Source organism: Streptomyces sp. NPDC018964, from assembly GCF_044390325.1.
GTDB lineage: Bacteria > Actinomycetota > Actinomycetes > Streptomycetales > Streptomycetaceae > Streptomyces.
The window spans coordinates 1-14,585 of the sequence record NZ_JBIRYZ010000027.1 but is presented as its reverse complement, the minus strand read 5'-3'; the positions used below and the strand labels follow the sequence as shown (position 1 = coordinate 14,585).

Below are 14,585 nucleotides of genomic sequence, written 5' to 3'. Positions count from 1 at the left end.
GGAGGATGGAGAGACCATGTCCGAGCACTTTTCCGAGCGTGAGCTCCAGCAGGAGGTCTCCGAACTGGAGACCAAGTCCGCCACGGCCGCGCGGTTGTTCGACATCCGGCGGATCATCGGCGGGCTGTTCGTCGTGTACGGCGTGATCGTCACGATCGCGGGGTTCACCGCGTCCGACGCGGACATCGACAAGGCCCAGGGGGTCAACATCAACCTCTGGACGGGGCTGGGGATGCTGATCCTGGGCCTGCTGTTCCTCCTCTGGCTGAAGCTCAGGCCGACGGCTCCGCCGCCGCCGGATGCCGTTCCGGGGGAACGGGAGGGGTAAGGGGCCGTACGGGGTCGTGTGGGTGCCCTGTGCTGTTGGCGCGGGGCCGGCTGGGGGTGGGTCTGCGCGACCCGGCGCGGTACGGGGGCCCGCACTGCTGTGGGCCGGGGCGGGGTCAGCACAGTCCGGCGCTTGCGGGGTGCCCCGCGTTGGGGTGGGCCGGGGGGTGTTCGCGCGGCCCGGCGCTCACGGGGTGCCTCCCCCACTCTCGGCTTCTCCCCCACTCTCGACTCCGCTCGAGCGGGGGGACCCCCATCGCCCTGGGGGTACCTCCCAGGCCCTTGAGGCACTGGGGGAGGCACGACTGCCCGCGGGAACGGCGGCATGCGGCGCGGCTGCCCGCGGCTGACACGGGGAGTGGCGGTGGTAGTGGCCGTCAGGCGCGTACGGCGGGAAGGGGACGGGGCGGGGGTGGCCGCCCGCAGTGGCCAGCGCGTCCGCACCCCGCACCCCTTCCAAGTGACGCGATCCGCGCCGGTCCGAGGACGGACACCCCGACACGGCCACGACCCACCCACCGACCATGGGCGCTACACCCGCCCCCACCGGACCGAACGATGCGCCGCAGGCACCCCACCCACCGGGGCGAACAGCCGCGCCGCAGGCACCCCACCCGCCAGGCCGAACGCCGCGCCGTGGGGCCTAAGCGTCGCCCCCCACCGGCCCCACCCGGTCCAGCAGCCCCGTCCGGGCGGCCAGGGCCGCCGCCTCCAGGCGGGAGCCCACGCCCAGTTTCATCAGGACCCGCTGGACATGCGTCCGGGCCGTGGACGGCGCGATGCCCATGCCCGCCGCGATCAGCCGGGTGTCCTCCCCGTCGGAGACCCGCACCAGCACCTCCACCTCCCGAGGCGTCAGCATCTGCAACAACCGCGCACCCTCGTCATCCGGCTGAGCCGCGGGATTCAGCAGCTCCCCGAACGCCCCCTGCAACAACTGCGGCGCCACGGCAGCCTCCCCCGCCCGCGCCTTCATGATCGCCCGCTCGACCCCCTCGATGCGCTCGTCGTGCCGCACGTACCCCGACGCCCCCGCCGCGAACGCCGCCGCGATCCCCCGCGGCGACGGCACCGGCCCCAGCACGAGCACCGCCACCTGCGGCCGCTCCCGCTTGATCTTCACCACCGGATCGAACACCCCCGCCTCCGCCGGCGCCGCCGTCCCCAGCAGGCACACCTCGGGCGCCCTGCTGATCACCAGGTCCGCCGCCCCGGCGGCCGGCGCCGCAGCCGCCAGCACCCGGTGCCCCCGCAGCTTCAACGCCGAGGCCAACGCCTCGGCGAGCAATCGGTGGTCGTCGACCACCATCAGCCGCACTCCCATCGAACAACCAACCCCCCATAACAACGCACCCCGAGATGCCCCCGGAAGCTACACGTTTGTTCGACGCCGCGCTCCCCCTACCGGCGAGAATCGCCCCGGATCACCGAAATTCTCGCATTCGACGGCGATGGGCGCAGGATGCGCGATACGCCCGCGGCCCCGTCCCTGACCAGGGACGGGGCCGCGAGAAACAAGAAACCGAATGATCAGCTCGTACCGAAAGCGATCACCAGATATTCCTTGTCGTCCGAGGACGACGAGAAGTCGCTCGCGTACGCACCGGACATGTACAGACCGCCCTGCGAGAACAGGATCTCCGCGTACTCCGGCGACATCCGCGTCTCCACGTCCCGCACGGCCTCCGTCGCCGGGTTCTCCATCAGCGTCGTCTGCTTGAAGGTCCCCCCGTCGATGCTGACGATCTGCCCGCCCTTGTCGTACGGCGGACGCTTGTACGCCAGGATGTTGCCGCCGTCCATCCGCAGCGGGGTGATCGTGTAGCCGTCACCCGCGTCGGCACGCTGTCCGGTCTGCTTGCCGGTCGCCAGGTCGAAGGCGACGACCTCGTTGGTCTGGATGTACGACTCCCCGCCGCCCTCGTGCTCCTCGGTCGCGATGTACAGCCTGTCCTCGCCGACCGCCAGCCCGCTGCACTTCTCGATCTTGTAGATGGCGTCGCAGCGGGCCGCGTACTCCTCGCCCGGCGCGGAGATGCGGGTGCGCAGCTTGCCGGTCTTGTTGTCGATGGAGAAGAAGTCCGAGATGCCGCTGCCGTCACCCGCGGAGTCACCGACGTCGGCGGCCACGACCAGCGGGTCGGTGGAGACGACGGCGGCGTACTCGATGCCCTCGTCCATCTTGTACTCGGTGATCACCTTCCCGGTCTTCGGGTCGATGGTCTGGATGTGCAGCTGCCGCTGCTCGTACGTGCCGCACTTGCGCACCGCGACGAGCTTCTCACCGCCGCCGTACCCGGAGTCGTAGCAGGAGTCGGACGTCTTGGGCGCCCACAGCTGCTTGCCGGAGGCGACCTCCCAGGCGGCGCCGCCGCTGGTGCTGCCCGCCGCGACGGTGCCGCCGCTGATGGTGACGTTGTTGAAGCTGATCGGCATGGTGCCGGACTTGGCGCTCTTGGCCCACACCTGCTTGCCGGCCTCGAGGTCGATCACCGCGACCTGCGTGCAGGACTGCGGATCCGTCTTGGTCGGCATGGCGGGCTTGAAGATGATCGCCGTCTTGTTGTCCTCGGTGACGCGGCCGCTGCCCTCGCAGACCGGTCCGGGCAGGTCGACCGTCCACTTCTCGGTGCCCTTGGCGCGGTCGTAACCGACGACCTCGGCGATCCCGCTCTTGGCGTACACCGTGTCGGTCAGCCAGGAACCGGAGGTGGAGATGCTCGTGGTGCCCTTGGGGACCTTGGGCGCGGGCACCTGGAACAGCACCTTGGAACCGGTGTCGGCCGGTGCCTTCTCCTGGGCCTCGGAGGAGGTGCCCCCGGTCCCCCCGGTACCGCCGTTCTTCTCGTCCTTGCCGCCGGTGCCACCGGAGGTCGCGGTGGTGTTCTTGTCGTCGTCCTTGGCGGACGAGGACGCGTACCAGACACCGCCGCCGACGATCAGGGCGATGACCACGACCGCCGAGACGATGATGGCGGCCTGCGCGTTGAACTTCTTCCCGCCACCCCCCGGCTGCGGCTGCATCGGCATGGTCGGCGGCTGCGGATACCCGTACCCGGGCTGACCGTAACCGGGTTGCCCGTAGCCGGGCTGTCCGTAACCGGGCTGTCCGTAACCGGGCTGCCCGTACGTCCCCGGCTGCTGCTGCCCCGGATACCCGTACCCGGCGGCGGTCGGCGGCTGCTGCGGATACCCGTACCCGGGCCCCTGCGGAGCCGCCGGCGGCGTGACCGGAGGCTGCGGGGCGGCCGGAGTGGCCGGAGTCTGCGGAGTGGCCGGGGTCTGCGGATACCCGTATCCGGGCTCCGGGGCCTTGTTGAGGTCGGGCCCACCCGGGGCGGGCGGCTGCTGAGGCGGCCCGAACCCCGGCTGCTGCGGCGGCTGGTTGGGCGGCGGAGGCGGCTGGGTCATGACGTGAGCACCTCGGAGAAGGGGACGGCGAACGACGGACGGCGGACGGCGGACGGCGGGAGGCGGGAGGGAGAAGAGCCGCGACCTCACTTGCCGTAGGCGAGCATCAGCTTCTCCTTCGACTCGTCATTGCCGGTCAGCCGCGTGGTCGAGAGGTAGAAGCGTCCGTCGACCCAGTCGATCGACTTGCTGAAGAAGCTGTTCTCGATGTCCGCGACACCCTGCGGGTTCCGCAGCAGCACGGCCGGCTTGTGGTCGCCGCCGCCGACGGGGATCGCCACGACCTGCCCGCCCGCGTCGTACGACGGTCCGACGTAGGCGATGAGCTTGCCGCCCTCGACCTTGACGGGCTGCATGGACTCGTCGGCCGGGGACTTGACCCGCCAGCGCTCCTTGCCGTCGTCGAGGCTGACGGCGACGATCTCGTTGGCCCCGGTGGTCGCCTCGGTGGGCAGGTAGAGGGTGTCCTCGTCGACGACGACGCCCTCGCAGCCCTGGAGGTCACGCGCGAGGACGGCCCAGCCGCAGCCGGGGGCGAAGTCCTCGTCGACGGTGACCTCGGAGCGGAACTTGCCGCTGCCGCCGGTGAAGGCGGATATGTTCCACGCCTTCTTGTCCTCGTTGGTGCTGTAGACGACCACCGGGTCGACGGAGTAGGCGCGCTCGACGCGCCACCCCTTGTCGAACTTCTGGGTCCACTTCACCTTGCCCGACTTCGGGTCGAGCTCCCGGAGTTCGTCGTGCTCGTCGGTGCCGCCGGCGCCGCAGGACGCGACCTGGAGGAGGCGCTCACCGCCCGCGAAGGCGGCGGGGAAGCAGGGGGCGTCGCCGTACTTCTTCGCGTCGAACAGCTTCTTGCCGCTGGTCACGTCGTACGCCGTGCCGGACTGCGAGCGGCCCACCATCAGCGTGTCGCCGGTGAGGGTCAGCTCGATGGAGAGCACGGAGTCGAACAGGGCGCCGTCGGGGACCTCCTGCTTCCAGCCCTTCTCGCCGGTATTGAGGTCGACGAGCTGCAGCTGGTTGCACTCGGCGCTGTCGCTCTTGCCGCTCTTGTAAGCGATGACGACCTTGTCGTCGGCCGTCTTGCCCTGGGTGACCGCGCAGATCTGCTGCGGGAAGGTGATGGTGTCCCAGGTGGGGTTGCCGTCACCGACGTTGTAGGCGGAGAGCTCCTTGTAGGCGGCCTTCACGGCCGTCTTGTCGGTGACCCACATACCGGGGGCGTCGGCGCCGGAACCGGGCGCGTCGGGCGCCTCCTTGTACCAGAGCACCTTGGCCTCACCGGCCTGGCGGCCCTCGTTGAGGTTCTCCGGGTCCTCGCCGCCGTCGCCGCTGCCGTCGCCCGGGTTGACCGGGGCGCCGGACGAGCCGCCCGGCTCGGGGTCGTCGGTCTGCTTGGCGACGGGCTTCTCGTCCTTCTCGCCGTCGCCGCCGGAGACGGCCCACACGGTGCCGCCGATCACCAGCAGCGCGGCGACCGCGGCACCGATGACCATGACGGGCTTGCCCTTGAAGGGGTTGCGGGAGCCGGACCCGCCGGGCGGCGGCGTGCCGGGCGCCCCGGGGAACTGCGGCTGCGTCGGGTACCCGTACCCGGGCTGTCCGTAGGGCCCCGGCTGCCGCGGCGGGCCGTAGGGCCCGGAGGCGTACGGTCCGGAGTTGTACGGCCTCGGCTGCTGCGGAGGCTGCTGCGGGTACCCGTACCCGGGCTGCGGCGGACCCTGCGGAGGCGTCTGCGGAGCCCCGAAGCCACCTCCCGGCGGCGGATCCTGCGGCGCTCCGAAGCCACCCTGCGGCGGCTGGTTCGGCGGCTGAGTCATCAGCGCGTTCCCCCTTACATCACTGATTTTTAGCCACGCCCTGAGGTACGCGATGAACCCAGAGTCGTATTCAGACGTTTCTCAGACTGGCCCCTTTGTATCACCCGGCACCGACACGCCACCGGGCCGCGTCCTCCCCTGTTCCCAAGGGAGGACCGGCCCGTGATGCCCCCGTTACGCGCCTTCACGCCCCCTTCACGCCACCCGCGCCCCCTGCGCGCGGAGGGGAGGACGGCTCACGCGTCCTCCGCCAGTTCCAGCCAACGCAGTTCCAGTTCCTCCCGCTGTCCGGCCAGTTCCCTCAGCTCGGCGTCGAGTTCGGCGACCTTCGCGAAGTCGGTGGCCTGTTCGGCGAGGGCGGCGTGCAGCCTGGTCTCCTTCTCGGAGATCTTGTCGAGCTGGCGCTCGATCTTCTGGAGTTCCTTCTTGGCGGCGCGCTGGTCGGCGGCGCTCTTCTCCGGGGCGGAACCCTGGACCGCCGCGGCCGGGACGGCGGCCACCGAGGCGGCGGCGGCCTCCTCCATCCGCTTGCGGCGCTCCAGGTACTCGTCGATCCCGCGCGGCAGCATCCGCAGGGTGCCGTCGCCGAGGAGGGCGAACACGCGGTCGGTGGTGCGCTCGACGAAGAACCGGTCGTGGGAGATGACGATCATCGAGCCGGGCCAGCCGTCGAGGACGTCCTCGAGCTGGGTGAGGGTCTCGATGTCGAGGTCGTTGGTGGGCTCGTCGAGGAAGAGGACGTTGGGCTCGTCCATCAGCAGCCGCAGCAGCTGCAGCCGCCGCCGCTCACCGCCCGACAGGTCCCCGACCGGCGTCCACTGCTTCTCCTTGCTGAACCCGAACGTCTCGCACAGCTGCCCGGCGGTCATCTCGCGTCCCTTGCCGAGGTCGACGCGCTCGCGCACCTGCTGCACGGCCTGGAGCACCCGCCAGGTGGGGTCGAGTTCGGCGACCTCCTGGGAGAGGTAGGCGAGCTTGACCGTCTTGCCGACCTTGACCCGACCGCCCGCGGGCTGCGTCTCCCCCTCGCTCCGGGCCGCCTCGGCGAGCGCCCGCAGCAGGGACGTCTTGCCCGCCCCGTTGACCCCGACCAGACCGATGCGGTCCCCGGGCCCGAGCTGCCAGGTGACGTGCTTGAGCAGCACCTTGGGCCCGGCCTGGACGGTGACGTCCTCCAGGTCGAACACGGTCTTGCCGAGCCGGGAGGAGGCGAACTTCATCAGCTCGCTGCTGTCGCGCGGCGGCGGAACGTCCTTGATCAGCTCGTTCGCGGCCTCGACCCGGAACCGCGGCTTGGAAGTGCGCGCGGGGGCGCCGCGCCGCAGCCAGGCCAGCTCCTTGCGGACCAGGTTCTGCCGTTTGGCCTCCTCGGTGGCGGCGATCCGTTCGCGCTCCGCGCGGGCGAAGACGTAGTCGGAGTAGCCGCCCTCGTACTCGTACACGTCACCGCGCTGCACGTCCCACATGCGGGTGCAGACCTGGTCGAGGAACCAGCGGTCGTGGGTGACGCAGACGAGCGCGGACCGGCGGTTCCGCAGGTGCTCGGCGAGCCAGGCGATGCCCTCGACGTCGAGGTGGTTGGTCGGCTCGTCGAGGACGATCAGGTCCTGTTCCTCAATGAGCAGCTTGGCGAGCGCGATCCGGCGCCGCTCACCACCGGACAGCGGCCCGATGACGGTGTCGAGGCCCTTGGGGAACCCTGGCAGGTCCAGTCCGCCGAACAGTCCGGTCAGTACGTCCCTGACCTTGGCGTTGCCGGCCCACTCGTGGTCGGCCAGGTCGCCGATGACCTCGTGCCGGACGGTGGCGGCGGGGTCGAGGGAGTCGTGCTGGGTGAGCACCCCGAGCCGCAGCCCGCCGGAGTGCGTCACGCGCCCGGTGTCGGCCTCCTCCAGCTTGGCCAGCATCCGGATGAGGGTGGTCTTGCCGTCCCCGTTGCGCCCCACGACCCCGATCCGGTCCCCCTCGGAGACGCCGAGGGAAATGCCGTCGAGCAGCGCGCGCGTCCCGTACACCTTGCCGACGTTCTCGACATTGACCAGATTGACGGCCATTACTCTCCTGCCCGGTGGATCGATCAGCTTTCCAGCGTATGCCCTGTGGGGACGGGGCCGGGACGCGAGGAGGCAGTCACTCTTTGTGATGACGTGATCGGAAACGGACGGCTACCGTGGAGGGCAGGCAGCAGGATCCCGTCCATGGGAGGAACCATGACCGCCGAGTCCGTAGAGCACCGCCGCCACTGGGAGGTGCCGCCTGTGGACGGCTACACCGTGGACGACCTGTTCACACTGCCCGATCTCCCGCCGCACACCGAGTTGATCGACGGGAGTCTCATCACCGTGAGTCCGCAGCGCAATTTCCACGCAGACGTGATCGACCTGCTGGTCAGTGGCCTGCGGCGAAGCGTGCCGAAAAATTACAGGGTCAGACGGGAGATGACCATCGTCCTGGACCGGCGCAACGGGCCGGAGCCCGACGTGAGTGTGGTCTTCGCCGATGCGGTCCGTGGCCCGGACCAGACGAGCTACCAGGCCCAGGACGTGGTGCTGGCCATCGAGGTCGTGTCGCCGGACTCGGAGTCCCGCGACCGTACGACCAAGCCGCACAAGTACGGCAACGCGGGCATCCCTCATTTCTGGCGGGTCGAGCGTGACGGGATCGGCCGCAAGCCGCTCATCCACGTGTATGAACTGGATCCGCTCACTCGTGCCTACGTGCACATGGGCATGCACCGCGACCGCATCAAGGTCGACAAGCCCTACTCCATCGACATCGACCTGACTGCCGTCGACGAGCTCTGAGGGCCGGGCGCTTCAGACAACCGTTGCCCCTGGCACCGGCCCTGACGCCGTACGTACGTCGCGGCACGTGCCGGAGGCTCGCAGCGCCCCCGCGACGGCCTCGGCCGCCTCCGCGTCCCGCGCCAGGAACGCCGTCGTCGGCCCCGAGCCCGAGACCAGGGCGGCCCGCGCACCGGCCGAGCGGCCCGCCGCGAGGGTGTCGGCCAGCTCCGGGAACAGGGAGAGGGCCGCCGGCTGAAGATCGTTGGTGACGGCGGCGGCGAGCGCCTCCGCGTCCCCCTTCGCCAGGGCGCCGATCAGTTCCCGCGACGCGACGGGCTCCGGGATCTCCCGCCCTTCCCCCAGCCGGTCGAACTCCCGGAACACCGCCGGTGTGGACAGCCCCCGCGAGGCCATCGCGAACACCCAGTGGAAGGTCCCCCCGACCTCCAGCTCCGTCAGCTTCTCCCCGCGCCCGGTACCGAGCGCCGCCCCTCCCACCAGGCTGAACGGCACGTCGCTGCCCAGCTCGGCGCAGATGTCGAGGAGTTCCTCGCGCGAGGCGCCCGTCCCCCACAGCGCGTCGCACGCCAGCAGGGCGCCCGCGCCGTCCGCGCTGCCGCCGGCCATGCCCCCGGCGACGGGGATGTCCTTGGCGATGTGGAGGTGGACGTCGGCGTCCCGGCCGTACCGCTCGGCGAGCGCCAGGGCGGCGCGGGCGGCGAGGTTGGTGCGGTCGAGGGGGACCTGGGCGGCGTCGGGGCCGGTGCAGGTGATGCGCGGTCCGTCGGCGGACGGGGTGGCGGTGACCTCGTCGTACAGGCCCACCGCGAGGAAGACGTTGGCGAGGTCGTGGAAGCCGTCGGGGCGGGCCGCGCCGACCGCGAGCTGGACGTTGACCTTGGCGGGGACGCGGACGGTGACGCTCACTGCTGGCCCTGCTCCTTGTTCTCGGCGATGCGCGCGAACTCCTCGACGGTCAGGGACTCCCCGCGCGCCTGCGGCGACACCCCCGCCGCGACCAGGGCGGCCTCGGCCGCGGCCGCCGAACCCGCCCACCCGGCGAGCGCGGCCCGCAGCGTCTTGCGGCGCTGGGCGAAGGCGGCGTCGACGACGGCGAACACCTCGCGCCGGGAGGCGGTGGTCTTCAGCGGTTCCGCGCGGCGGACCAGCGAGACCAGCCCGCTGTCGACGTTGGGCGCGGGCCAGAAGACGTTCCGTCCGATGGCGCCGGCCCGCTTGACCTCCGCGTACCAGTTGGCCTTGACCGAGGGCACGCCGTACACCTTCGAGCCGGGGGCGGCGGCGAGCCGGTCGGCGACCTCCGACTGGACCATGACGAGGGTGCGCTCGATGCTCGGGAAGGTCTCCAGCATGTGCAGCAGCACCGGGACGGCCACGTTGTACGGCAGGTTCGCGACCAGCGCGGTCGGGGCGGGTCCGGGCAGTTCGGTGACGTGCATCGCGTCGGAGTGGACCAGCGCGAACCGCTCGGCCCGCCCGGGCGTGCGGGCGGCGACGGTGGCGGGCAGCGCGGCGGCCAGGACGTCGTCGATCTCGACGGCGGTGACCCGGTCGGCGGCCTCGAGGAGCGCCAGGGTGAGCGAGCCGAGCCCCGGGCCGACCTCGACGACCACGTCGTCGGGGCGGACCCCGGCGGTGCGCACGATACGGCGGACCGTGTTGGCGTCGATGACGAAGTTCTGGCCGCGCTGCTTGGTGGGCCGTACGCCGAGGGCGGCCGCCAGTTCACGGACGTCGGCGGGGCCCAGGAGGGCGTCGGGGGTGGGGCTGGTCACGGGACAAGGGTACGGGGCGCGACGACCGGGCAGGTCACGCCTGTGGACAACCGAAGGCGCGGGCCGTGTTCGCCCCGAGGGCGGTGGCGAGGGTGTCCTCGTCGACGCCCCGGACGGCCGCCATCGCGCGTACGGTCACCGGCACCAGGTAGGGGGCGTTGGGACGGCCCCGGTAGGGCGCCGGGGTCAGGAACGGCGCGTCGGTCTCCACCAGGACCAGCTCCAGCGGGGCCACGGCGAGCGCGTCCCGCAGGTTCTGCGCGTTCTTGAAGGTGACGTTGCCGGCGAAGGACATGTAGTACCCGGCGCCCGCGCAGATCTCCGCCATCTCGGCGTCCCCGGAGTAGCAGTGGAAGACGGTGCGTTCGGGGGCGCCCTCCTCCTTCAGTACGCGCAGGACGTCGGCGTGGGCGTCGCGGTCGTGGATGACGAGGGTCTTGCCGTGCCGCTTGGCGATCTCGATGTGGGCGCGGAAGGACCGCTCCTGTGCCTCCTTGCCCTCGAGGCCGGTGCGGAAGTAGTCGAGGCCGGTCTCGCCGACGCCCTTGACCTGGGGCAGCGCGGCCAGCCGGTCGATCTCGGCGAGCGCCTCGTCCAGCGCCGCGTCACCGCCGGGCTGCCTGGCGCCCTGCCGGGACCAGCCGTCGGGGTCCCCGTGGACGATGCGCGGCGCCTCGTTGGGGTGCAGCGCGACCGTCGCGTGGACGGCGTCGTACGCCGCCGCCGTCTCGGCCGCCCACCGGGACCCCTCGAGGTCGCAGCCGACCTGCACCACGGTCGTCACCCCCACCGACGCGGCCTTGGCGAGGGCGTCCTCCACCGTGCCGGACTGCATGTCGAGGTGGGTGTGCGAGTCCGCGACCGGCACCCGCAGGGGTTCCGGGAGCGGCGGGGCGGCGTTCTTGTCGGGGGCGTTCGCAGGCATGCCCCCGATCCTACGGAAGCGGCGCCGACGTCAGCTCGGCGTCGTGCGCGCAGGCGACCCGGCCCGCCGCCAGGATGCGCACCACGTGACCGTCGCAGTTCCGGCACGTCGGCCGGTTCAGCGGGGAGGGGACGACTTGGCCGTCCACCACGTACATGACGAACTCGTGGCCGTCGGCGTCGGTGTGGTGCTCTATCTCGTACGACTGTTCCCAGCCGTGTCCGCAGTGCATGCAGGCGAAGGAATACGACTCGACGACGACGGTGGTGGCACCCGCGCGCAGCGCGGCCTGCCCGGTTATCTCGGTCATCCCGGCTCCTGTCGGTCCGCTGGGGGAGAGCGGATCCGCCCCCGAATCTAAGTGGACTACTCCACTGCCGCGCGCACAGGAGGGCCGACCGAGTATTGGCGGCGATTTGGCGTCCCCTTGCCCGAGCGCCTCACGGACGGTGCCGGAGCTTTGCCTTCCGCCGAACCGCTTTACCCGTCCGTGGGGCGCCCGCTCACCGGAGGAGCGGCCTGCTCAGAGACCGTTTCGCGCCCCCTGAGCCGTTCACGCCCCCGCGTTCTTCGCGGCCACCACCGCGTCGAACACCTGCCGCTTGGGAAGCCCCGCCTCCACGGCCACCGCCGCGATCGCCTCCTTGCGCCGCTCCCCGGCGTCCTCCCGCACCCGCACCCGCCGCACCAGCTCGGCGTCGTCGATCTCCTCGGCCCCCTTCTCGGGCGCCCCCTCGACCACCACCGTGATCTCCCCGCGCACGCCCTCCGCCGCCCACGCGGCCAGCTCCGCCAGCGGGCCCCGCTTGACCTCCTCGTACGTCTTGGTCAGCTCCCGGCACACGGCGGCCCGCCGCTCCCCGCCGAACACCTCGGCCATCGCGGCGAGGGTGTCGTCGAGGCGGTGCGGGGCCTCGAAGTAGACGAGGGTGCGCCGCTCGTCGGCGACCTCGCGCAGCCGTCCCAGCCGCTCGCCGGCCTTCCGGGGCAGGAACCCCTCGAAGCAGAACCTGTCCACGGGCAGCCCGGACAGGGCGAGCGCGGTGAGCACCGCGGACGGCCCCGGCACCGCGGTGACCCTGACGTCCCGCTCGACGGCCGCGGCGACCAGCCGGTACCCGGGGTCGGACACGGACGGCATCCCGGCGTCCGTCACCAGCAGCACGCGCGCGCCGCCCGCCAGTTCCTCGACCAGCTCGGGCGTGCGGGCGGACTCGTTGCCCTCGAAGTACGACACGATCCGCCCCCTGGGGGTGACGCCGAGCGCCTGGGTGAGGCGCCGCAGCCGCCGCGTGTCCTCGGCGGCGACGACGTCGGCGCCCGCCAGTTCCTCCGCGAGCCGGGGCGGGGCGTCGGAGACGTCGCCGATGGGGGTGCCTGCGAGTACGAGGGTTCCGGTCACTCCCCCATCCTCCCAGGGCGGGACGGAGCCGGGGCATACCGGCCATGCGCGGGACTCACACAGCCCCGTTCCCTACGATGGCGCGGTGACCAGTACCGCGTCCTCCACGGACACCCTGCAGGACCAGGCACCGCACGAGGAGCGGCCGTCGTGGCGGCAGCGGCTGCGCCGTTTCGGCTACCCGGCGCCGGGCCCGGCCAGAGGCGGCGCCCGCACGGCGGATGTCCGCGGGGGTGACGTCCGCGACCGCCTGGTGCCGCCGTACACGGAGCCGTCGAAGCGGCTGTGGGACACGCTCGGGGTGCCACCGGTCCTCGCGGAGCGCGTCACCCGCTGGTCGGGGTGGGGCGGCCCGCTCCTGGTCACACTGCTGGCGGGCGTGCTCCGGTTCTGGAACCTGGGCAGCCCGAAGGCGGTGATATTCGACGAGACGTACTACGCCAAGGACGCGTGGGCGCTGGTCCATCGCGGGTTCGAGGTCAACTGGGACAAGAACGTCAACGAGCTGATCCTCTCGGGCGGTCCCGTCCCCGTCCCGACGGACGCGGCCTACGTCGTGCATCCGCCGGTCGGCAAGTACGTGATCGGGCTGGGCGAGCTGATCTTCGGCTTCGACCCGTTCGGCTGGCGGTTCATGACGGCGCTGCTCGGCACGCTCTCCGTGCTGATGCTGTGCCGGATCGGCCGGCGCCTGTTCCGCTCCACGTTCCTCGGCTGTCTCGCGGGCTCGCTGATGGCGGTGGACGGGCTGCACTTCGTGATGAGCCGGACCTCGCTGCTCGACGGCGTGCTGATGTTCTTCGTGCTGGCGGCGTTCGGCTGCCTGGTGGTCGACCGGGACCGGGCGCGCGAGCGGCTCGCCGCCGCGCTGCCCGTGGACGCCGACGGCCGGGTCCGCCCGGACGCGCACGTCGCCGAGCACACCCGGATCGGCTTCCGCCCCTGGCGGCTGGCGGCGGGCCTGATGCTGGGTCTGGCGATCGGCACCAAGTGGAACGGCCTCTACATCACGGCCGCGTTCTGCGTGATGGCGGTGCTGTGGGACGTCGGCGCGCGCAAGGTCGCCGGCGCGCACCGGCCCCGCCTCGCGGTCCTGCGGCGCGACCTGGGCTGGGCGTTCCTGTCGACCGTGCCGGTGGCCGTGGTCACCTACTTCGCCTCCTGGATCGGCTGGATCCTCTCCCCGGCCGACGGCACCGGCGGCTACTACCGCGACTGGGCGGCCAAGGACGGCAAGGACAGCGACTGGTCGTGGCTGCTGCCCGACTGGTGGCGCAGCCTGTGGCACTACGAGAACCAGGTCTACGACTTCCACGTGGGCCTGTCCTCGCCGCACACCTACGAGTCCAACCCGTGGAGCTGGATCGTCACCGGCCGTCCGGTCTCCTACTTCTACGAGTCCCCGGCCCCCGGCACGGACGGCTGCCCGGTGGACGCGGGTGAGAAGTGCGCCCAGGAGGTGCTGGCCCTCGGCACCCCGATGCTGTGGTGGACGGCCTGCTTCGCGATCCTGTACGTCCTGTGGCGCTGGCTGTTCCGCCGCGACTGGCGGGCCGGCGCGATCGCCTGCGGCATCGCGGCCGGTTACGCGCCCTGGTTCCTGTACCAGGAGCGCACGATCTTCTTCTTCTACGCCGTCGTCTTCCTCCCCTTCCTCTGCCTGGCCGTGGCGATGCTCCTGGGCGCCCTCGTCGGCCCGCCCCGCTCCACCGACACCCGCCGCGTCGCGGGCGCGACGGCGGCGGGCGTACTGACCCTGCTGATCGTTTGGAACTTCATCTACTTCTGGCCCATCTACACCGGCACCACGATCCCGATCGACGACTGGCGGGCGCGGATGTGGCTGGACACGTGGGTCTAGCTGGACAGACTGGTCTTGCGGGTACGACAGCACGCCGTGCCCGCAAGGTTGTTGTCGGTCGTTCGTGGTCGCCGCTGGTCCTCCTCGGACGGCCCGGAGACGGCCCAGTTCCACGCGTAGGCAGATTCTGAGCTTCCCCCGCTGTGCGGGAGGTGCTGACTAGTGCCGCATCAGGCAACATTCGCCTCGTAGTTAGGGACGTGGTTCACGCCGTGGGTCCCTCGGTGTCTGCCAGAATCGGCGGATGCTGAGCA

General features: G+C 71.5%; 11 protein-coding genes and 1 pseudogene. 3 read left to right on the top strand and 9 right to left on the bottom strand.

Going from position 1 to position 14,585, the window contains the following annotated elements; all coding sequences use genetic code 11:
- Positions 1–16: 16 nt before the first annotated feature.
- Complete coding sequence (locus tag ACH5AO_RS31595; RefSeq protein ID WP_398930649.1) at positions 17–328, top strand: hypothetical protein; 312 nt, start codon at positions 17–19, stop codon at positions 326–328.
- 642 nt (positions 329–970) lie between these two features.
- Here ACH5AO_RS31595 and ACH5AO_RS31590 read toward each other — a convergent pair.
- The 4 genes from ACH5AO_RS31590 to ACH5AO_RS31575 all read right to left on the bottom strand — a co-directional run bounded on the left by ACH5AO_RS31590 (position 971) and on the right by ACH5AO_RS31575 (position 7,615).
- The gene (locus tag ACH5AO_RS31590; RefSeq protein WP_398930647.1) at positions 971–1,651 is read right to left on the bottom strand and encodes a LuxR C-terminal-related transcriptional regulator; all 681 of its coding nucleotides are present in this window, start codon (positions 1,649–1,651) and stop codon (positions 971–973) included.
- Positions 1,652–1,857: 206 nt separating this feature from the next.
- Positions 1,858–3,738 (bottom strand): PQQ-binding-like beta-propeller repeat protein, encoded by a 1,881-nt coding sequence (locus ACH5AO_RS31585; RefSeq protein WP_398930645.1) that lies wholly within the window; start codon positions 3,736–3,738, stop codon positions 1,858–1,860.
- Positions 3,739–3,824: 86 nt separating this feature from the next.
- The gene (locus ACH5AO_RS31580; RefSeq protein ID WP_398930643.1) at positions 3,825–5,561 is read right to left on the bottom strand and encodes a PQQ-binding-like beta-propeller repeat protein; all 1,737 of its coding nucleotides are present in this window, start codon (positions 5,559–5,561) and stop codon (positions 3,825–3,827) included.
- A gap of 236 nt (positions 5,562–5,797) precedes the next feature.
- Positions 5,798–7,615, bottom strand: a complete 1,818-nt coding sequence (locus ACH5AO_RS31575) for an ABC-F family ATP-binding cassette domain-containing protein (protein ID WP_398930640.1) — start codon at positions 7,613–7,615, stop codon at positions 5,798–5,800.
- Positions 7,616–7,771: 156 nt separating this feature from the next.
- Here ACH5AO_RS31575 and ACH5AO_RS31570 point away from each other — a divergent pair, with 156 nt between their 5' ends.
- Entirely contained in the window at positions 7,772–8,365 is a 594-nt protein-coding gene (locus ACH5AO_RS31570; protein WP_398930638.1) for a Uma2 family endonuclease, read from the top strand.
- Positions 8,366–8,377: 12 nt separating this feature from the next.
- On the opposite strand, the gene ACH5AO_RS31565 is transcribed toward ACH5AO_RS31570, so the two are convergent.
- The 5 genes and pseudogenes from ACH5AO_RS31565 to rsmI all read right to left on the bottom strand — a co-directional run bounded on the left by ACH5AO_RS31565 (position 8,378) and on the right by rsmI (position 12,470).
- On the bottom strand, positions 8,378–9,274 hold the full coding sequence (locus ACH5AO_RS31565; RefSeq protein ID WP_398930636.1) for a 4-(cytidine 5'-diphospho)-2-C-methyl-D-erythritol kinase: 897 nt from the start codon (positions 9,272–9,274) through the stop codon (positions 8,378–8,380).
- The gene (gene rsmA, locus ACH5AO_RS31560) at positions 9,271–10,143 is read right to left on the bottom strand and encodes a 16S rRNA (adenine(1518)-N(6)/adenine(1519)-N(6))-dimethyltransferase RsmA (protein ID WP_030870299.1); all 873 of its coding nucleotides are present in this window, start codon (positions 10,141–10,143) and stop codon (positions 9,271–9,273) included. The genes ACH5AO_RS31565 and rsmA overlap by 4 nt, the downstream gene beginning before the upstream one ends.
- 34 nt (positions 10,144–10,177) lie before the next feature.
- The gene (locus tag ACH5AO_RS31555) at positions 10,178–11,068 is read right to left on the bottom strand and encodes a TatD family hydrolase (protein ID WP_398930634.1); all 891 of its coding nucleotides are present in this window, start codon (positions 11,066–11,068) and stop codon (positions 10,178–10,180) included.
- A gap of 37 nt (positions 11,069–11,105) precedes the next feature.
- Positions 11,106–11,378, bottom strand: a pseudogene (locus tag ACH5AO_RS31550) (hypothetical protein); the annotation flags it as partial.
- A gap of 243 nt (positions 11,379–11,621) precedes the next feature.
- A complete protein-coding gene (gene rsmI / locus ACH5AO_RS31545; RefSeq protein ID WP_398930632.1) occupies positions 11,622–12,470 on the bottom strand; it encodes a 16S rRNA (cytidine(1402)-2'-O)-methyltransferase in 849 nt (282 codons plus the stop codon).
- Between the two features lie 85 nt (positions 12,471–12,555).
- Here rsmI and ACH5AO_RS31540 point away from each other — a divergent pair, with 85 nt between their 5' ends.
- The gene (locus ACH5AO_RS31540; protein WP_398930630.1) at positions 12,556–14,331 is read left to right on the top strand and encodes a dolichyl-phosphate-mannose--protein mannosyltransferase; all 1,776 of its coding nucleotides are present in this window, start codon (positions 12,556–12,558) and stop codon (positions 14,329–14,331) included.
- Positions 14,332–14,585 lie beyond the last annotated feature (254 nt).

Excerpts from the sequence above, each read along its gene's own strand:
- ACH5AO_RS31570 (WP_398930638.1), top strand. The coding sequence starts at position 7,772 with ATGACCGCCGAGTCCGTAGAGCACCGCCGCCACTGGGAGGTGCCGCCT.
- ACH5AO_RS31580 (WP_398930643.1), bottom strand. The coding sequence starts at position 5,561 with ATGACTCAGCCGCCGAACCAGCCGCCGCAGGGTGGCTTCGGAGCGCCG.
- ACH5AO_RS31585 (WP_398930645.1), bottom strand. The coding sequence starts at position 3,738 with ATGACCCAGCCGCCTCCGCCGCCCAACCAGCCGCCGCAGCAGCCGGGG.
- ACH5AO_RS31590 (WP_398930647.1), bottom strand. The coding sequence starts at position 1,651 with ATGGGAGTGCGGCTGATGGTGGTCGACGACCACCGATTGCTCGCCGAG.
- ACH5AO_RS31575 (WP_398930640.1), bottom strand. The coding sequence starts at position 7,615 with ATGGCCGTCAATCTGGTCAATGTCGAGAACGTCGGCAAGGTGTACGGG.
- ACH5AO_RS31555 (WP_398930634.1), bottom strand. The coding sequence starts at position 11,068 with ATGCCTGCGAACGCCCCCGACAAGAACGCCGCCCCGCCGCTCCCGGAA.
- ACH5AO_RS31595 (WP_398930649.1), top strand. The coding sequence starts at position 17 with ATGTCCGAGCACTTTTCCGAGCGTGAGCTCCAGCAGGAGGTCTCCGAA.